The organism is Billgrantia hypersalina (assembly GCF_052584175.1).
In genome coordinates this window covers 288,818-307,756 of sequence record NZ_JBMIQI010000017.1, presented here as the reverse complement: position 1 = coordinate 307,756, position 18,939 = coordinate 288,818, and the positions used below count along the sequence as shown (strand labels likewise).

Below are 18,939 nucleotides of genomic sequence, written 5' to 3'. Positions count from 1 at the left end.
AGCGAGGCCGGTGGTGGTTCAGGCGAAGCTTTCGCCCAGCAGCCGGTCGGCTGCCGGGCTTGCCGAGAGCTCATGCTTGCTATACGCGAAATCAGGTTGGCTCACAGCCGGTCCTGGTCCTGTCGCGATGCCGATACCAGGCTCAAAACCGGAAGAACGCGGCCTGGTAAGGCGGCAGGTGCAGCGTGCCGCCACTCACCTCATACTGGAAGCCGTGCTCCTGCAGCGCTTCGCGGACTTCGGGCAGCGTTGCGGTCTGAGGCTGGCCGGTGAGGTTGAAGGCGCACAGCAGCGTGTCGCTTCCCCGCTGGCGTGTGAACGCGACCAGCGACTCGCCCAGCTCGATCAGGTTCATGTCGCCGTCGAACAGCGCGGGGTGCCGGTTGCGGAAGCGTAGCAGCCGGCGCGTGGCGTTGAGCATCGATTCCGGGTCGGCCTCCTGGCGTGCCACCGACAGCGGCAGATGCGACTCGGCCACCGGCAACCAGGGCTCGCAACGGGAGAACCCGGCGAGCGGCGTATCGTCCCAGGGCATGGGCGTGCGGCAGCCGTCACGCCCCTTGAAGTCGGGCCACAGCGGCAAGCCGTAGGGGTCCTGAATGCGCTCGAAGGGCACGTCGGCTTCGGGCAGGCCGAGTTCCTCGCCCTGGTAGAGGCTTACGCTGCCGCGCAGCGAGAAAAGCAGGGCCAAGGCCACACGAGGATAGGCGAAGGCGCATTCTTCGCTGCCCCAGCGTGTGGCGCTACGCACCACGTCGTGATTGGACAGCGCCCAGCACGGCCAGGCGTCGCCTGCGTATTGCTGAAAACGCTGCAGCACGTTGCGGATATAACGCGGTGAGCGCGGCGAGTTGAGCAGGTCGAAGGTGTAGGCCATGTGCAGCTTGTCGCCGCCCGAGGTGTACTCGGCCATGCGTTCGAGGGGGTTGTCGTCGCCAATCTCGCCCACCGTGGTGGTATCGGGGTATTCGTCCATCAGGGCGCGCAGCTCACGCAGGAAATCGACATTCTCGGGCTGGCTGATGTCGAAGAGGTGGCGCTGCCAGGTATAGGGATTCTCCTTGGGCGCCCCCAGGGTACGCGTGGCGTCGATGGTCAGCGCCGGGTTGCTGCGCAGGTGCGGGTCATGAAAGTAGAAGTTCACCGTATCGAGGCGGAAGCCGTCCACTCCCATTTCCAGCCAGTAGCGCATGTTGTCGAGTTGTGCGGCGCGCACCTCGGGATGGTGAAAGTTGAGGTCCGGTTGGCTCGACAGGAAATTGTGCAAATAGTACTGCTGGCGCCTGCTGTCGAAAGTCCACGCCGGTCCGCCGAATATCGACAGCCAATTGTTGGGCGGCGTGCCGTCGGGGTTGGGGTCGGCCCATACGTACCAGTCGGCCCGCGGGTTGTCGCGGGTCATGCGGCTCTCCCTGAACCAGGGGTGCTGGTCCGAGGTATGGCTGATCACCTGGTCGATGATCACCTTGAGACCGAGCGCATGGGCACGATCCAGCAGTGTCTGAAAATCCTTTAGCGTGCCAAATAGCGGATCGACACCGCGATAGTCGCTGATGTCGTAGCCGAAGTCGCGCATCGGTGAGGTGAAGAAGGGTGACAGCCAGATGCCGTCCACGCCCAGCGAGGCGACATAGTCGAGCCGCTCGATCACGCCGGGCAGGTCGCCTACGCCGTCGCCGCTGCTGTCCATTAAGCTGCGTGGATAGATCTGGTAGATGACGCCGCCGCGCCACCAGAAGGTATTGTCTTGCATAGGTTTCCCCTGGTCGAGCCTCGATGGTTCGGCTTAGTTGGATACCAGTCGCCGTGGACAGTGACGGTCGGGCCTAGGTTCAGCCTTTCGCGGCACCACATGAGACTAGATCGGCCGCCTGGGGAAATTCTGGAGCATAGTCCAGCTCACGCCCCGTCTTAAAACGAAAGGAAGAACAGGATCAGTGGCGGCGACAGCAGCGAGAGAAGGAAGCCGCTGACCACGGCGATGGGCACGCAGGCCACGCCGCCATGCTGCTGGATCACCGGCAGGGTAAAGTCCATCGAGGTAGCGCCGCCGTAGCCGATGGCGAGCGGGGCATGGCGCCGGATCGTCAGAGGAATGAGGATGAAGGCCAGTAGCTCGCGGGTAAGGTCGTTGAAGAAGGCCACGCCGCCCAGCACCGGGCCGAGCCGGTCGCCGACCAGAATCGCCGAGAGCGAATACCAGCCGAAGCCGGAGGCCAGCGCCAGCCCTTCGTTCCAGCGCAACGTCAGTAGGGGGGCGGCGATCAGCCCACCGATCAGCGAGCTGACCGCGAGCACCGAGGCAATGGCCAGGCCGTGGCGATTGAGCAAAATCTGGCGCAGCGGCATCCCCGAGTTGCGCAGCTGGCAACCGATCAACGCCAGCAGCACGTAGAGCACCCACTCGGCCAGACGTTCGGCATGCCGGAAGACGGCGTCGCCACCCAGCCAGGCGAGTGCCAGCCCGAGCACCACGCCGGCGGCGACCACGGCCACCAGTGACAGCGAGCCGAGCAGGGCGGCCAGCTTGGTCGTGGGAGCGTTTGCCACCACCGGCGAGGCACCCATGCGCAGCCCCAGGCGATGCGACAGCCACCCCAGTGCCATCAGGTTGCAGGCGGTAATCACCGCGAACAGTTGAAGGGCCTGCCCACCCATGCGCGACAGCTCGCGGCTGAGCCCGTCGAGGCCCGCCAGACCGATGCCCATGAGCATCAGGATGACATAGACCGAGGCGTTGACCCCGCGGTTGATGCCATTCATGACCGCTGTGTGGCGTACCGGTACCAGATAGCCCAGCAGCAGTGGCAGCAGCACGATCAAGAGCCCCGACAGCATTGCACTTCCTTCACCGAGGCCGCCCATGGCGGCGAAAGCCGCCAACTCTAGCAGGCTTTCATTCGTTGCGCCGCGCCGAGCCTCGTTAAGGCGCGTTCAGTGGGCCTCCGTTTGCAACGAGGTGAGCGTGAGGCGGGTCGTGCGCTCGCCGTCACGGTGGTAGTCCAGCGCCAGCAACAGACCCGGATAGCGGGGATGAAAGTGGAACAGCATCTTTCGCTCGGGTGTTTCCGGGTCGTTGACCTCGACGCTGACCGCCTCGTACTCCCCGGCGGGGAGGGTCAGCGTCGCCATTTCCAACAGCCGGTAATCGAGGGTTTCCTCACGGCCGCGATGATCCTGATAGACCAGGCGACAGGCGTCGTTGCCGCAGCCGCCGTTGAGTGCGCGTCGCGAGAGTTCGATCAGGGCCGCCTGGCGGTCGGGCAAGTCGGCGAGCTCGCCGCTACCCAGGCGATAGTTGCCACCCACCCCCAGCAGCGAGTAGCCGCTGGCGTAGTTCACCGAGCGTACCCCCTCCGGTGTGACAATGAACCGGCTGCGCTCGTTGCCGCGGGCCACGGCGATGGCGGCCTGCATGCGGCTCTGCCAGTGGCCGCCCTCGCGGCTCAGTCGGTGTTCGATACGGGCGTTGGGCCAGCCCTTCACTTCCAGGCGGTAGTGGGCGGTGAAGGGCTGCAGCACGGCTTCGGGTTCCGGTACGGAGGAGGCCGCCGTGACGGGTAGCCAGGCCAGAAGCAAAACGAGAGGCAGGCGAGGCAGCGCTCTTGCAAGTCGATTCATGTCGGGAACACCGCTTGGCTGAAAGGCGACAGTATGTGTGAGCCTTGCCACGCGCATGGGTTCCACGCTGCACGATTGTTCCACGGTTGCGAAAGCGCCTGCAGGGCGGTGGAAAGAATGACGTGGATCATAAACGAACGATTGAACGAGACGCTGGGCTCAAGCTTTGCCGCATGCGGCCGAAGAAGCGTTCGCGATTGCTGATGAAGTTCATTCGCATAAAAGCCGACGGATATCACAACAACAACGGCAAGCTACGCCAGCCACGTCACGTCTTTCCGTTACCAACGAGCTCGGCAGGGTTCCTATCATGCAAAATCTTCTTCACCGCATTCCGGTGTCGCGCAAGTTCATGCTGGCGCTGGCGCTTCCCGTCTGCATCATCGTCTGGCTGGCCGCCAACGGCATCATGGAGCGCCAGCGGCTGGCCAACGACATGCTGCAGGTCGATCGCTTCACCGCGCTCTCGGCACAACTGGGCGGCCTGGTACACGAGGTGCAGGTCGAACGCGGCCTCTCGGTCGGCTTCCTCGGCAGCCGGGGGGAAACCTTCGGCAACCGTCTCGCCGCCCAGCGCGCACGGGTGGACGAGCAACTGGCCGCTTACGGTACGGTCTGGGAGGGGGTCGACGTCAGCGGCGATCCCGTCATCGGGAGCCGCCTCGAGGAGATCGGGACGCTGCTGGCCGAGCTCAGTGCCAAGCGCCGGCAGGTCGATGGGCTCGAACTCAGCGACCTGGATGCCCTCGAGTACTACACCGAGATCAACGCGCGCCTGGTCGAGACCGTGGGGCGGCTTACCTCGCTGGGCAATGCCGGCGAGCTGACCCGAAGCCTGGGGGCCTACTACGCCCTGCTGGAAATCAAGGAGGCCGCCGGGATCGAGCGTGCACTGCTGGCCAGCGCCTTTGCCGCCAACCGCATGTCGCCGGATGTCTACTACCGCTTCCTCAGGCTGCTGGGCGAGGAGGAGGCGTTCGAGGAGAGCTTCACGGTCCTCAGCGATGGGGAGCTGGCCGAGCGCTACCTGGCCGCCACGAGCGAGCACGAAGCTCACTCCAGCTTGTACATGATGCGCCAGATCGCGATGCGCCAGGGCATCGATGGCGGCTACGGCATCCGCGCAGAGCGCTGGTTCGAGGCCCAGACCGGCAAGCTCGAGCGGCTGCGTGACGTCGAGCTCGCCCAGGCGCAGAACCTGCAGGAGCGCGCCCATGCCATGGCCGCAGAGGCGCGCCTGGGGTTGGCGACCTTTGCCGGTCTGGCGGCGTTGGCTATCGTGGTGGCGGTACTCCTCTCCCTCGTCCTGGTGCGCAGCATGGTAAGACCGCTGCGCCTGGCGCTGACCGAGATCGAGTCGCGCGGCGGCGATCTGACCCAGCGCCTGGCGGAGCCCGGCAGTGATGAGCTTTCCCAGCTCTACCGCGCCTTCAATGCCTCGACTGCCAGCATGGAGGCGTTGGTCGCCTCGATACAGCAGGGCGCTCGCGGTGTCGGCTCGGCCAGCGGCGAGATCGCCCAGGGCAACGAGGACCTCGCCAGCCGTACCGAGGAGCAGTCCGCCTCACTGGTGGAAACTGCCACCAGCATGGAGCAGATGACGTCCACGGTGCGCCAGTCGGCGGACAACGCGCGCCAGGCCAGCGCCATGAGCGAACAGGCCGTGGCGCAGGCGGAGCAGGCCAGCCGGGTCGCCGAGGAAGCGCGCCAGGCCATGCAACAGATCTTCGAGGCCAACCGTCAGGTCACCGCCATCGTCGAAGCCATCGACAGCATCGCTTTCCAGACCAACCTGCTGGCGCTCAACGCCTCGGTGGAGGCAGCGCGTGCCGGCGAGCACGGGCGTGGCTTCGCCGTGGTGGCCGGCGAGGTGCGCAAGCTGGCCAGCCGCAGTGCCGAGGAGGCCGAGCGCATTCGCCAGCTGATCGGCAACACCACCCAGCGGGTGGAGGCGGGCAACGGGCTGGTAGGCCAGACCTCCGAAGCGCTGGCAGCGATTTCACAGGGGGTGCGGCGCGTCGCCGACCTGGTGGCCGAGATCTCCTCGGCCAGCGGCGAGCAGTCGGCGGGGATCGAGCAGATCAACCAGGCCGTGGCCCAGCTGGAAGCCACCACGCAGCAGAACGCGGCGCTAGTCGAACAGGTCGCGACTGCCAGCCGCTCTCTGGATGACCAGGCAGGGGAGATGGCCCGGCTGATCGAACGCTTCCACGTCAGCGAAGGCTTGGCGCAGCGTGAGCGGGTCGAGCTGGAGGACGTTGCCGAACTCGACTACCGGCAACTCAAGCGGCTGCCGCAACCGGCATGACGTGAGGCGCCCCTGGAATGGCGAAGCGGCGGGCCTTGGATCGCCGCTTGCTTTGGAGCTGACCTGTTCCGGTCTCCCGGTTCAGTAGCCGGCCTCGGGATCGACGGTCTCGATCTCTTCGCCGGCCTCGAAGGCGCGGATCGCCTCGGCGACCTGATCGACCGCTTCGTTCAGCGGCGTGGGGCCGGCCATGTGCGGCGTCACCCAGATGCGGGGATGCGCCCAAAGCGGGCTATCGGCGGGCAGCGGCTCCTCGGGGAAAGCGTCCAGCAGCGCGCCGCGCAGCCGGCCCTCGCGCTCGCCATCGCCCAGGGCCTCGAGCAGCGCCGCCTCGTCGATCAGGCTGCCACGGCCGGGATTGATCAGGCTGGCGCCCTCGGGCAGCGCCGCCAGCGCCTCGGCATCGACGATATGACGGGTCGAAGGGGTGCCGGGTAGCAGCAGCACCAGGGTGCGAACCTGACCGAGCAGCTCGGTCAGGCCCCGGTCGCCATGGTGGCAGGTAATGCCTTTCAGCGACTTCGGCGCGCGACTCCAGCCATGGACGGGAAAGCCATCGGCAGCGACCATGGCGGCCACTTTGGCCCCGATGGCGCCGAGGCCCAATACGCCCACCGGCCAGTCGCGCTTGTCGGTCACGGTATGCTCGCGCCATTCTTGGCTCGCCTGCTGGCGGCGATAGCGATCGAAGTCACGTTGAAAGTGGAGGATACCGTAGCGCACGTAGTCGCCGATCAGCTCGGCCATGCCGGCATCGCGCAGCTTGACGATGGGCACGCCCTCGGGGCGGGCGGAGTTGCTCAGCAGGGCGTCGACGCCGGCCCCCAAATTGACGATGGCGCGGGCGCGGGTCTGCTCGGCAAGCAACGACTCGGGCGGTTTCCATACCGCCAGGTAGTCGGCGTCACGGCGCCGCTCGGCGGGGTCGTCGGCGGTAACGATCTCGGCCTCGGGCAGGCGTTGGGCCAGCGCGTCGCGCCAGGCCTCGATGTCATCGATGTGCAGCAGTATGCGCATGCGGCTCCCCTTGTGGGCGGTTGGCTCATACGATCAGTAGACGATTTGCATCATGGGCGGCGGCGCCTCGTCGAGCAACACGGCCAAGCGCTTGAGGCCCGCTTCGAGACGAGTGATGTCCTGTTCGGCCCCGAGACTCACGCGGATGCGTCGCGGCGGCGGGGTCTGCTCCACCATGAAGGGCACCGCGGTGGTGATCGCCAGTCCCTCCTGCTCGGCCTGTTGTTGCAGCTCCTCGGCACGCCAGGCGTCGGGTAGCGAGACCCATACATGCAGGCTGGTGGGGCGCGACTCCAGCGAGTGGTGCCCCAGCAGCCGCCGGGTGAGCTGCTGGCGCTCGCCGAGCAGGCTGCGCTGTTCGGCGGCCAGGGCCTCGACAGTGCCGTCGGCCAGCCAGCGGTCGGCGATCTCGAAGATCAGCGGGGTGGCCATCCAGGTGGTGGCGCGCATGCGAGGCAAGACATGGTGCAACTGCCCACGCGGCACGGTGAGGTAGCCCGCGCGCAGCCCCGGCACGGTCACCTTGGTCAGGCTGGTGACATGGAAGCTGAGCTGCGGAATGCGCGCAGTGACGGGCACCAGGCCCGGCGTTTCCAGCAGCGCATGCACGTCGTCCTCGATCAGCCACACCCGGTGCCGGGCCAGCACCTCGGCCACGGCGTCGCGACGCGCCTCGCTCATGGTCGCCCCGGTGGGATTCAGCTGGGTCGGCGTCAGGTAGAGTGCGCGCGGCTTGAAGCGCTGGCAGGCCAGTTCCAGGGCCTCGGGGACGATGCCCTCATCGTCGATGGCAATGCCGCGCAGCTGAAAGCCCAGCGTGCGCGACAGGGCGATCAGCCCGTGGTCGGTCAACGCCTCGGTGAGGACCAGGTCGCCGTGCTGGACCACGCTCGAGATCGCCAGCATCAGGCCGTGGGCGGCACCGTTGCAAAGAATCCTGTCGTCCATGTCGCCGGGAACGTGCAGGCGCGACTGCAACCAGGCGCTGGCTCGCTCGCGCTGATGGGCGAGGCCGGCGATGGGACGGCAGGCGCTGACCACCTCGGGGCTGGCCAGTTCGGCGAGTTCCGCAAGCGCCTGGCGAAAGCGCAGGTGGTGGCCCGGCGGGCAGACCGCATGGGCGATCGACAGGTCGATCAGCGGACTTTCCTGACGCGTCTCATGGCCACGCAGATAGGCCGATTCGCGTGCGTCGTCCAGGGCGTTGATCCAGGTGCCGCTACCGACCCGTGCCTGAACCAGCCCCATCTTCTCGGCCTGGGCGTAGGCGCGCGACACGGTCTGCACGCTGACGCCCAGGCTCTCGGCGAGCTGGCGATGAGGGGGCAGGCGCGTGCCGGGCAGGAGCTCTCCCTGGCGCACCGCTTCCGACAGCGCACGGGCGATTGCCAGGTACTTGGGTCCCGTGTCCGTCAGATACGGAGTTAGATCAATTGTCATGATTCAATAAAGCCTTTGACCGCCAGCCAAGAGGTGGTGCTACTATCAGCTTAGCGGCATTGAACCGGAATTGTCATGCTTTCCATCAAATAGATCATGACAATTCCGCGGCGGTCCTGCCCCCTGACCGATAATGTCCGGCTACCCGATGGCCCGGCCTCTTCCCCTGGAAGACGGCCGGTTCTTGGTGATTTTATGGCGAGTGGCCCATGACCCAGGTATCCCTGTCCTTCACTCGTGAGGAATACGCAAGCCGTCTATGGAAGGTGCGGGCCGAAATGGCCAGTCGAGGGATCGACGTACTGGTGATCAGCGATCCCTCCAACATGGCCTGGCTGACCGGCTACGACGGCTGGTCGTTCTACGTGCACCAGTGCGTGCTGGTGGGGCTGGAGGGCGAGCCCGTCTGGTATGGGCGCCGCATGGATGCCAACGGGGCGTTGCGTACCTGCTGGATCGATCCCGACAACATCACCTATTATCCCGATTACTACGTCCAGAACCCCGACATGCACCCCATGGATTATCTGGCCCAGTCGATCATGCCTGATCGCGGCTGGCACCAGGGCGTGGTGGGGCTGGAGATGGACAACTACTACTTCTCCGCCAAGGCCTACCAGAGCCTGCTGCGCGAACTGCCCCACGCTCGCTTCATGGACGCCAACTCCCTGGTCAACTGGTGCCGCGCCATCAAGTCTCCCCAGGAGATCGCCTACATGCGCGTCGCCGGCAAGATCGTCGAGGGCATGCATTCGCGTATCCTGGAAGTGATCGAACCCGGCCTGCCCAAGAGCAAGCTGGTATCGGAAATCTACCGTGTGGGCATCGAGGGCTGGGTCGACGACAACGGCAAGGTCCATGGCGGCGACTATCCTGCCATCGTGCCCATGTTGCCCACCGGCAAGGATGCCGCGGCGCCTCACCTGACCTGGGACGATACCCCTTTCCGCACCGGGGAGGGCACGTTCTTCGAGATCGCCGGGGTGTTCAAGCGCTATCACGCGCCGCTATCGCGTACCGTGTTCCTGGGTCGACCGCCGAAGGATTTCGTGCGTGCCGAATCGGCGCTTCTCGAGGGCATCGAGAACGGCCTGTCCGTGGCCAAGCCGGGCAATCGCACCGCCGATATCGCCATGGCGCTGGGCGCGGCGATGGACAAGTACGGCTTCGATCGTGGCGGTGCACGCTGCGGTTACCCTATCGGCATCAGCTACCCGCCGGACTGGGGTGAGCGCACCATGAGCCTGCGCCCCTCGGATGAAACCATCCTCGAGCCCGGCATGACCTTCCACTTCATGCCCGGCCTGTGGCAGGACGACTGGGGGCTCGAGATCACCGAGAGCATTCTGATCACCGAGAGCGGCTGCGAGTCGCTGGCCAACTTTCCGCGCCAGCTGTTCGTCAAGTAAGGCCAGCCGCCATGCAACAGGAGAGCCACATGAACAAGCGCCCCAGCCCGATCAGCGCCACCGTGGACTTCGACGCCGAGGGCGTCCAGCACGGTTTCCTCAAGCTGCCGATCTCCACCGACGAGTCGGCCTGGGGGGCGGTGATGATTCCGGTCACCGTGATCAAGAACGGCGAAGGTCCCACGGCGCTGTTGACCGGCGGCAACCACGGCGACGAGTACGAGGGCATCACCGCCTTGTTGAAGCTCACCAGCGAGCTGCGCGCCGAGGACGTGCGCGGGCGCGTGATCATCGTGCCCATGATGAACATGCCGGCAGTCATGGCCGGCAAGCGGACCTCGCCGATGGATGGCGGCAACCTCAACCGGAGCTTTCCCGGCGACCCCGACGGCAGCGTGACCGAGAGAATCGCCGACTATTTCACCCGGGTGCTGGTGCCGCTTGCCGACGTGGTGCTCGACCTTCACTCCGGCGGACGTACCCTCGACATCATCCCCTTCGGTGCCTCCCACGTGCTGGAGAACCCCGAGCAGCAGCGTCAGGCCCTTGAAGGCGCCAAGGCGTTCGGCGCGCCCTACGCCATGATGATGTTCGAGCTCGATGCCGCGGCGCTGTTCGACACGGCGGTAGAGAGCCAGGGCAAGGTGTTCGTGGCGACCGAACTGGGCGGTGGCGGTACCTCGACTCCGGCGAGCCTGGCCCTCACCGAGCGCGGCGTGCGTAATTTCCTGATCCATTTCGGGCTGATCGAGGGGGAGGTGGCGATGCCCGCCGAGCCCCAGGTCTATCTCGATATGCCCGATGCCAGCTGCTACGTGCAGAGTGAGCATACCGGCCTGCTCGAACTGACCCTGGCGTTGGGCGACACGGTCGAGAAGGGGCAGGTCATCGCTCGCGTCTACGACCCCACTCGCAGCGGCGCTTCACCGGTGGAGTACCGCGCAAGCCGCGACGGCATTCTCGCCGCACGCCGCTTTCCGGCCCTGGTCAACATGGGTGACACCATTGCGGTGATTGCCGAGGTCGTCGATTCGTTGGGTTAGTGCCCGAAAACCATGAGCTGACAATAGAGAAAACCATGAAGCTCGATCGCTATGACCTGAAGATCCTCGAAATCCTGTCCCGTGATGGGCGCATCACCAAGTCGAAGCTGGCCGAGGCGATCAACCTCTCGGTCAGCCCTTGCTGGGAGCGGGTACGGCGCTTGGAGAAAGCCGGGGTCATCGAGGGCTACAGCGCCCGCATCAATCCGGAGGTCTTGGTCAAGCGCACCCCGGTATGGGTCCAGATCGAGCTCAAGCAGCACAATGCCGAGAGCTTCGCCCGCTTCGAAGCCCTGGTACACGAGACGCCGGAGGTCACCGAGTGCGTGGCGGTGGGCGGCGGCGTCGACTACCTCATGAAGGTGGAGGCCGACTCGGTCGACGCCTACCAGCGCCTGATCGACGAGTGGCTGACCTCCGATGCCGGTATCGAGCGCTACTTCACCTACATCGTGACCAAGACGGTCAAGCAGAAGACCCCTCACGTGACACCCGATCGGTTGTCCTGACCCGGACGGAAGAAAAAAACGCAACATCCCCGGCAAGGACAAAAAAAACCGTATTGGTTACGCCGGCTAACGAAAAGTCCCACCCTGGCTTTGCCCTTACCCTGTACCCATCGAGCAGCCCCTGGCTGCTCTCTCGTTTTTGCCACACTCGGCTTCGCAGTGAGTAAGCCGATGTCAGGGGAGGTGCCCAATGAAACTGTCCAAGACGCTGACCGCTCAGCTCGACGATCCGCGCCTGTTCCGCCAGCATGCCTACGTGAACGGCAAGTGGACTCACGGCGAGGGCGGCCGCGAAGAGGCGGTTTACGACCCGGCTACCGGCGAGGCCATCGGCCATATTCCCTGGCTCGAGGCGCACCAGATCCGCCAGGCGGTGGATGCCGCCGACGCCGCCTTCGGCCATTGGCGTGCGCTGCGCGCCGACGAGCGCTGCGAGCGTCTGCTGGCCTGGCACGACCTGCTGCAGGCCAACCGCGAGGATCTCGCCACCATCATGACGCTGGAGCAGGGCAAGCCGCTACCCGATGCCCGCGGCGAGGTGGAGTACGGTGCCAGCTTCGTGCGCTGGTTCGCCGAGGAGGGCAAGCGCACCTTTGGCGAGACCATCCCCAGCCATATTCCCAATGCGGCGCTGGGCACGATCAAGGAGCCGGTGGGTATCGCCGCGCTGATCACGCCGTGGAACTTTCCGCTGGCGATGATCACCCGCAAGGCTGCCGCCGCCCTGGCGGCGGGCTGCACCGTGGTGGTTAAGCCGGCCGGCGAGACGCCGTTCTCGGCGCTGGCGCTGGCCGAGCTGGCCGAGCGTGCCGGTATTCCCGCCGGGGTCTTTAACGTGGTGCTGGGCGAGCCCGCCGAGGTATCGAAAATTCTGTGTGCCGAGGAACGCGTCAAGGCGCTATCCTTCACCGGTTCCACTCGCGTCGGCCGGCTGCTGCTGGAGCAGAGCGCCAGCACCGTCAAGCGTGTGTCGCTCGAGCTGGGCGGCAATGCCCCCTTTATCGTCGGCCCGGACATGGACCCCAAGGAAGCGGCCTTTGCTGCGGTGGCGGCCAAGTTCCAGACCGCCGGTCAGGATTGCCTGGCGGCCAACCGCATCCTGGTGCACGAGTCGATCCACGACGAGTTCGTCGCCCATTTCGCCGAGCGCATGGCGGCACTCACCGTGGGCAACGGCATGGAGAGCGAGATCGACCTGGGGCCGCTGATTCACCGCCAGGCGGTGGACAAGGCCGCTGCCATCGTTGACGACGCCATCTCCCGTGGCGCGACGCTGGTAGCCGGCGACCAGACCCAGGCGCCGGGCGAGAATTTCTTCATGCCCGTGCTGCTCACCGGCGTGACGCCGCAGATGAAGGTGTGGCGTGAGGAAAACTTCGCCCCGGTGGCGGGGGTGACCGCCTACCGCGACGACGACGAAGTGATCGCGATGGCCAACGATACCGAGTACGGCCTGGCGGCCTACGTCTACACCCACGATATCCGCCGCATCTGGAAGCTGCTGCGAGCGCTGGAGTACGGCATGGTTAGCGTCAACTCGGTGAAGATGACCGGCCCACCGGTACCCTTCGGCGGCGTGAAGCAGTCGGGGCTGGGCCGCGAGGGCGGCATCACCGGGATCGACGAGTATCTCGAAACCAAGTACTACTGCCTGGGCGCCTTGGGCTCCGTTTCGGGGAGCTAGCTGCGCTTCGGCCATACGGCCTTGGATCTTGACTCGTACATGCTCATTTACAGAACGTAAACTCCGCTGTTCTCGTCAAGATCCGCCTTGTCTGGCCTTTGCTCGCAGAGCTCCCGCCTCGGCACCCAACCTTGAGCGGTACCAACGAACATGAAATCTCCCCGCCGCGGCGGGGACCTGAAGAGAAGAGAGAACACAATGAGCCAGCAGCACCGCGATCTGATCGAGCGCGACCGCAAGGTCACCTTCCACGCCTCCACCCACCTGCGAGACTTCGCCCACGGCGACGCGCCGGGCCGGGTGATCACCGGCGGCAAGGGCATTCATATCGTCGACAAGGACGGCCGCGAGTTCATTGACGGCTTCGCCGGCCTGTACTGCGTCAACATCGGCTACGGTCGCACCGAGGTGGCCGAGGCGATCTATCAGCAGGCGCTGGAGCTCTCCTACTACCACACCTACGTGGGCCACTCCAACGAGCCGCAGATCGCGCTCTCCGAGAAGATCATCGAGCTCGCCGGCCCCGGCATGTCCAAGGTCTACTACGGTCTGGGCGGCAGTGACGCCAACGAGACCCAGCTCAAGATCGTGCGCTACTACAACAACGTGCTGGGCCGTCCGCAGAAGAAGAAGATCATCTCGCGCCAGCGCGGCTACCACGGTTCCGGCCTGGCCACCGGCTCGCTGACCGGCCTCAAGGCGTTCCACGACCAGTTCGACCTGCCGCTGGCCGGCATCCTGCACACCGAGGCGCCGTACTACTACCACCGCGCCGCCGAGCAGGAGGGCATGAGCGAGCGTGAGTTCTCACAGCATTGCGCGCGTAAGCTCGAGGAGATGATCCTGGCCGAAGGTCCCGACACCGTGGCCGCCTTCATCGGCGAGCCGGTGCTCGGCACGGGTGGTATCGTGCCGCCGCCGGACGGTTACTGGGAAGCGATCCAGGCGGTGCTGGCCAAGTACGACGTGCTGCTGATCGCCGATGAAGTCGTGTGTGGCTTCGGTCGCATCGGCGCCGACTTCGGCAGCCACTTCTACGGTATCAAGCCGGACCTGATCACTGTCGCCAAGGGCCTGACCAGCGCCTACCAGCCGCTCTCCGGCGTGATCGTGGGCGACCGCGTATGGAGCGTACTGGAGCAGGGGACTGCCGAGTACGGTCCCATCGGCCACGGCTGGACCTACTCCGGCCACGCCCTGGGCTGCGCCGCGGCACTGGCCAACCTGGCGATCATCGAGCGCGAGGGGCTGACTCGAAACGCTGCCGAGACCGGCGCCTACCTGCAGCAGCGGATGCAGGCCGCCTTCGGCGACCATCCCATCGTCGGCAACGTGCGCGGCGTGGGCATGCTGGCCGCCCTCGAGTTCTCCGCCGATCCGGCCAAGCGCAAGCACTTCGATGCCGCGCACAAGGTCGGCCCGCGCATCGCGGCGGCGGCACTGGACGAGAACCTGATCGCCCGTGCCATGCCGCAGGGCGACATCCTCGGCTTCGCGCCGCCGCTGGTGGCGACTCGCGCCGAGGTCGACGAGATCGTCGCCCGGGCCGAGCGCGCGGTGAACAAGGTCACCGACCAGCTGGTCCGCGAAGGCGTCGTCAAGGCCAGCATGTCGGTCGGCTAATCCGTTTACGCTGAGCTCAAAGGCCGCGGGGATCGAACCCGCGGCCTTTTTCTTGGCCCTTGCCGGCAACCTTTTCTAGTCTGGAAAAACCTCAACCTTGCCACGAGCCTTCGAGTCTGCATCGCTATGTCGCAACCCGATCACGGTGTTTCCCTCGCCTCCGTGTACCAAGCGCGTCGCCGCATCGCCGGGCAGGCGATGCGTACCCCGCTGATTCGTTCCCATGCGCTCTCCGGGCGTTTCGACGCCGAGATCCTGCTCAAGCTGGAAACCCAGCAGCCGACCGGCGCCTTCAAGCTGCGCGGCGCCGCCAACATGATCGCCGCGCTGCTCGAACGCCACGGCCGCGACGCTCTGGCTGCGGGCGTGACCACGGCATCCACCGGCAACCACGGCCGTGCGGTGGCCTATGCCGCCGGACGGCTCGGCGTGCCCGCGACGATCTGCCTGTCGCGCCTGGTGCCGGCCAACAAGGTGGCGGCCATCGAGGCGCTGGGCGCCGAGGTGAAACGCGTGGGCGAGAGCCAGGACGAGGCCTTCGGTGAGGTCGAGCGGCTGGTGCGCGAGCGCGGCATGAGCCTAATCCCCCCGTTCGACGATCCCTTGATCGTCGCCGGCCAGGGCACCATCGGCCTGGAGTTGATGGAGGACGCGCCGGATCTCGACCGGGTCATCGTCGGACTCTCCGGCGGTGGGCTGCTGGGCGGCATCGGGGCGGCGGTGAAGGCCATACGGCCCCAGACGCGAGTCACCGGCGTGAGCCTCTCGCGTGGGGCGGCCATGTGGGAGAGCCTGCAGGCGGGCCGACCGGTGGCGGTGGAGGAGGTCGAGAGTCTGGCCGATTCGCTGGGTGGCGGCATCGGTCTGGATAACCGCTGTACCTTGGCCCTGGTTCGCGAGGTGATGGACGACCATTGGCAGGTTTCTGAGGCGGCCATCGCCCGCGCCATGGTCGATATTCTCGAGCACGAAAAGCTGCTGGTGGAGGGTGCCGCCGCGGTGGGATTGGCCGCGCTCGCCGAGCACGGCATCGACGTGCACGGCCAGCGAGTGGCGTTGATTCTCTCCGGCAATGGGGTGGCGCTCGAGACGCTGGATCGGGCGCGGGCCATGATCGAGGGCTAGGCGGCTTCGCCGTCTCCGGCCCGAGCGCGTGGAGGTGTCATCTGAAGTTGGTGAAGCACCGGGAGGTAACGGAATGAAGCTCTATCAACGTGACGAGATCGAGACTGTCGTCGGGATCGACGAAGCGGCACTGCGCCAGGTGGAGGCGGGCTTTGCCGCGCTGGGCCGCGGCGCGGCCATACAGCCGCCGATCCTGTCGATGTCGATGGAAGAGTTCAATAGCGAGGTCGATGTCAAGACGGCGCACATCGAGGGCTGGGAGCGCTTCGCCATCAAGGTCAGCAGCGGCTCCTTCGACAATCCCAAGCGCGGCCTGCCGAGCCTCAGCGGGCTGATGATGTTGTTCTCCGCCAGGACCGGGCAGGTCGAGGCGGTGCTGTTCGACGAGGGCTACCTGACCCTGGTGCGTACCGCCGTGGCGGGAGCGATCGCCGCCAAGCATCTCTCCCGCGAGGATAGCCGGCGGGTGGCGGTGATCGGTGCCGGCGAACAGGCGCAGCGGCAGGTCGAGGCGCTGCGCCTGGTGCGCAATATCGACACGCTCGACGTCTGGGCTCGGCGTCGGGAAGGTGCCGAGGATTATGCCGAGCGCATGCGCAGCCAGGGCTATACCGTGACCGTGCGTGACAGTGTCCACGCCGCCTGCGAGCAGGCGGACATCGTGATCACCGCCACCCCAGCGCGGGAGCCGCTGCTGCATGCGCGGGATTTCCCCGAGGGGGTGCACGTCACCGCCATGGGCTCGGACAGCCCCGACAAGCGTGAGCTCGATGAATCGGTGCTGACCCGGGCCGACGCCTTCGTCTGTGACACTCGGGCCCAGAGCGAACACAATGGCGAACTCAAGTTTTTTGCCAACCAGCAGCGTGAAGCGCCGTTCAAGGTGCACGAACTGGGGCGGGTGATCGAACGCGGCGAACGGCTGCGGGTCTCGAACACCGCCATTACGGTGTGCGACCTGACCGGTACCGGGGTGCAGGATACCGCCATCGCCAGCTTCGCACTGTCACGGCTGGAAGGATGAACAACGCTGCGCTGTCCGTCGCCTTGAGCCCGGGCGCGGCAGCACCCATGCTGTGGAAGGTCAATCGAAACGAGGAGCGCAGTTGATGGCAACAGTACTTGCCTTCGATGTCTACGGTACATTGATCGATACCCACGGCGTGGTCACCGAACTGGAGAGCCGGCTCGGCCGCAGCGGCAAGGACGGGATGGCTATCGAGTTCTCGCGTCGCTGGCGTGACAAGCAGCTCGAGTACAGCTTCCGGCGCGGCCTGATGGGCGCCTACGTCCCCTTCGGCCAATGTACTCAGGAGGCGTTGGACTTCACCGATCGCGCCCTGCAAACGCAGCTGTCCGACGTCGACAAGGACCACCTGATGGCGGTCTATGCCCGTCTGCCGGCCTTCCCGGAGGCCGCCGATGCCCTGGAACGCCTGGCTGCCACCGGTATGCGTTGCGTGGCCTTCTCCAACGGCACCTTGGAGGCGGTAAATGGCCTGCTCGAACAGGCTGGCATACTCGAGCGCTTCGAGGCGGTGATCAGCGTCGACGAAGTCAAGCGCTTCAAGCCCGACCCCGCCGTCTATGCCCATTTGCGCAACCGGCTCGACGTTGCCCCGGGCGATACCTGGCTGATCTCGAGCAACCCTTTCGACGTGATCGGCGCCCGCCATGCCGGGCTGCATGCCGCCTGGGTGCGGCGCAGCCTCGATGCCCCCTTCGACCACTGGGGCATCGAACCGGACCTGACCGTGACCGACCTCGACGCACTCGGCGACAGGCTCGCCTAGGAGGAGTATCGCTGGCGGTACTCCTCGACCAGCCGCTCGCGTTCGCGCTGTTCATAAAAGCTGGGGTCGTCGAACAGGTCGGGCTGGCTGCCGTCGAAGAGCATCTCGAGCGCCAACGGGCTGGTCTGGGTCATCGGCTCGAAGTGTGCCGGACGGCCTTGTACCAGCGCGGAGACGCGCTGCCGGCGATAAAGGGCATAGGCGCCGAGCAGGGCGAGGACGGCGGCGATGTAGAGCGGCAGCGCCTGCGCGCCGAAGGCGCTCATCAGTGCCCCGGCGAGAATCGGGGCCAGCGCGCTGCCTGCCCCTTGTGTCACCAGCATGTCCGCCGAGGCCGACACCACCTCTTCCGGGTGCAGCTGGTCGATCAGTTGGGCCACGGCCAGCGGATAGATGGCGAACGAGAACCCGCCCCACAGGAAGAACAAGACTATCAGGACCGCCTGGTTGGGGGCGAAGGGAATCATGGCGGCGAGCGCCGCGGCGGCGATGACCGCCCAGGTCATCACCTGCGAACGGTCGTGCTTGTCGGAGAAGCGGCCGATGGGCAGCTGCAGCAGCGCGCCACCCACTATGGTGACACTCATCAGCGTCCCTACGTCGGTGGCGCTCCAGCCCAGTTGGCGAGCGTATACCGGGGTCATGCCCCAGAAGGCGCCCATGGCCAGGCCCGACAGCACCGAGGCTGCCACCGGTAGCGGAGCGAACCCGAGCAGTGCCTTGAGACTGCTCTTGGCATTCTCGGGTGCCCTGGGCTGCTCGCGCCGGGTCAGGGTGATCGGTAGCAGTGCCCAGCTGATCAGGATCGTGGTCACGGCGAAGAGCAGGAAGCTGCCCGGTGCGTCCAGGCGCAGGATCTGCTGGGCGGCGGCGATCGCCCCCAGGTTGACCAGCATGTAGATCGCGAAGATGCGGCCGCGCTCATGGCTGGCCGCCTGGCCGTTGAGCCAGCTCTCGACCACCGTCATCAGGGTGACGAAGGACAGACCATAGAAGAAGCGCAGCAGCATCCATACCCAGGGATCGACGAAGATGATATGCAGCAGGGCAACCGAAGCGCACAGCGCCGCACAGAAGGCGAAGGCGCGAATGTGGCCCACTCGCCGAATCAGCCGGCTGCTGACCCAGGTGCCACAGGTGAAGCCGATGAAGTAGGCCGACATGATCAGGCCCACCAACGTCGACGAGAAGCCCTCGTCGGTGCCGCGCAGGGTAAGCAGGGTGTTGATGAGGCCGTTGCCGAGTAGCAGGAAAGTCACGCTGAAGAGGAGGGAAAGGACCGGTTGCAGCATTGCCCGCATTATTGCTCCTTAGCTGTTTGCGGATCGCGTTCAAGGGGAGACGCCAGCGTGGGCGGGGCCTGGCTG

15 protein-coding genes are annotated in these 18,939 nt (G+C 65.9%); 9 read left to right on the top strand and 6 right to left on the bottom strand.

Annotation, left to right across the window (positions count from 1 at the left end):
* Positions 1–142: 142 nt before the first annotated feature.
* The 3 genes from ACOJCM_RS14385 to ACOJCM_RS14375 form a co-directional block, all read right to left on the bottom strand.
* Positions 143–1,753, bottom strand: a complete 1,611-nt coding sequence (locus ACOJCM_RS14385) for an alpha-glucosidase (RefSeq protein WP_445212747.1) — start codon at positions 1,751–1,753, stop codon at positions 143–145.
* A gap of 158 nt (positions 1,754–1,911) precedes the next feature.
* Complete coding sequence (locus ACOJCM_RS14380; protein ID WP_445212746.1) at positions 1,912–2,838, bottom strand: lysine exporter LysO family protein; 927 nt, start codon at positions 2,836–2,838, stop codon at positions 1,912–1,914.
* Positions 2,839–2,934: 96 nt separating this feature from the next.
* Positions 2,935–3,621 (bottom strand): hypothetical protein, encoded by a 687-nt coding sequence (locus ACOJCM_RS14375; protein ID WP_445212745.1) that lies wholly within the window; start codon positions 3,619–3,621, stop codon positions 2,935–2,937.
* 310 nt (positions 3,622–3,931) lie between these two features.
* On the opposite strand from ACOJCM_RS14375, the gene ACOJCM_RS14370 reads away from it, so the two are divergent.
* Positions 3,932–5,929, top strand: coding sequence for a methyl-accepting chemotaxis protein (locus ACOJCM_RS14370; RefSeq protein WP_445212744.1), 1,998 nt, complete (start codon positions 3,932–3,934; stop codon positions 5,927–5,929).
* Positions 5,930–6,010: 81 nt separating this feature from the next.
* Here the strand turns inward: ACOJCM_RS14370 and ACOJCM_RS14365 are convergent, their stop codons facing one another.
* Together ACOJCM_RS14365 and ehuR are read right to left on the bottom strand one after the other, a co-directional pair.
* Positions 6,011–6,946 carry a 2-hydroxyacid dehydrogenase gene (locus ACOJCM_RS14365; RefSeq protein ID WP_445212743.1) on the bottom strand — a complete coding sequence of 312 codons (936 nt, stop codon included), beginning with the start codon at positions 6,944–6,946 and terminating at the stop codon, positions 6,011–6,013.
* Between the two features lie 33 nt (positions 6,947–6,979).
* Positions 6,980–8,386, bottom strand: coding sequence for a MocR-like ectoine utilization transcription factor EhuR (gene ehuR, locus ACOJCM_RS14360; protein ID WP_445212742.1), 1,407 nt, complete (start codon positions 8,384–8,386; stop codon positions 6,980–6,982).
* A 209-nt stretch (positions 8,387–8,595) separates the two neighbouring features.
* On the opposite strand from ehuR, the gene doeA reads away from it, so the two are divergent.
* The 8 genes from doeA (at position 8,596) to ACOJCM_RS14320 (ending at position 17,572) form a co-directional block, all read left to right on the top strand.
* Positions 8,596–9,795, top strand: a complete 1,200-nt coding sequence (doeA, locus tag ACOJCM_RS14355; protein ID WP_445212741.1) for an ectoine hydrolase DoeA — start codon at positions 8,596–8,598, stop codon at positions 9,793–9,795.
* Between the two features lie 29 nt (positions 9,796–9,824).
* Positions 9,825–10,838 (top strand): N(2)-acetyl-L-2,4-diaminobutanoate deacetylase DoeB, encoded by a 1,014-nt coding sequence (gene doeB / locus ACOJCM_RS14350; protein ID WP_445212740.1) that lies wholly within the window; start codon positions 9,825–9,827, stop codon positions 10,836–10,838.
* A gap of 35 nt (positions 10,839–10,873) precedes the next feature.
* On the top strand, positions 10,874–11,347 hold the full coding sequence (locus ACOJCM_RS14345; protein WP_445212739.1) for an Lrp/AsnC family transcriptional regulator: 474 nt from the start codon (positions 10,874–10,876) through the stop codon (positions 11,345–11,347).
* Between the two features lie 190 nt (positions 11,348–11,537).
* Positions 11,538–13,031: an NAD-dependent succinate-semialdehyde dehydrogenase gene (locus tag ACOJCM_RS14340; RefSeq protein ID WP_445212738.1), complete on the top strand. Its 1,494-nt coding sequence runs from the start codon at positions 11,538–11,540 to the stop codon at positions 13,029–13,031.
* 198 nt (positions 13,032–13,229) lie between these two features.
* Positions 13,230–14,654: an aminotransferase gene (locus ACOJCM_RS14335; RefSeq protein WP_445212737.1), complete on the top strand. Its 1,425-nt coding sequence runs from the start codon at positions 13,230–13,232 to the stop codon at positions 14,652–14,654.
* A 126-nt stretch (positions 14,655–14,780) separates the two neighbouring features.
* A complete protein-coding gene (gene eutB, locus ACOJCM_RS14330) occupies positions 14,781–15,779 on the top strand; it encodes a hydroxyectoine utilization dehydratase EutB (RefSeq protein WP_445212736.1) in 999 nt (332 codons plus the stop codon).
* Between the two features lie 73 nt (positions 15,780–15,852).
* On the top strand, positions 15,853–16,803 hold the full coding sequence (locus ACOJCM_RS14325; protein WP_445212735.1) for a cyclodeaminase: 951 nt from the start codon (positions 15,853–15,855) through the stop codon (positions 16,801–16,803).
* Between the two features lie 85 nt (positions 16,804–16,888).
* Positions 16,889–17,572 (top strand): haloacid dehalogenase type II, encoded by a 684-nt coding sequence (locus tag ACOJCM_RS14320; protein ID WP_445212734.1) that lies wholly within the window; start codon positions 16,889–16,891, stop codon positions 17,570–17,572.
* Here ACOJCM_RS14320 and ACOJCM_RS14315 read toward each other — a convergent pair.
* Complete coding sequence (locus ACOJCM_RS14315; protein WP_445212733.1) at positions 17,569–18,873, bottom strand: MFS transporter; 1,305 nt, start codon at positions 18,871–18,873, stop codon at positions 17,569–17,571. The genes ACOJCM_RS14320 and ACOJCM_RS14315 overlap by 4 nt on opposite strands.
* Between the last annotated feature and the right edge of the window lie 66 nt (positions 18,874–18,939).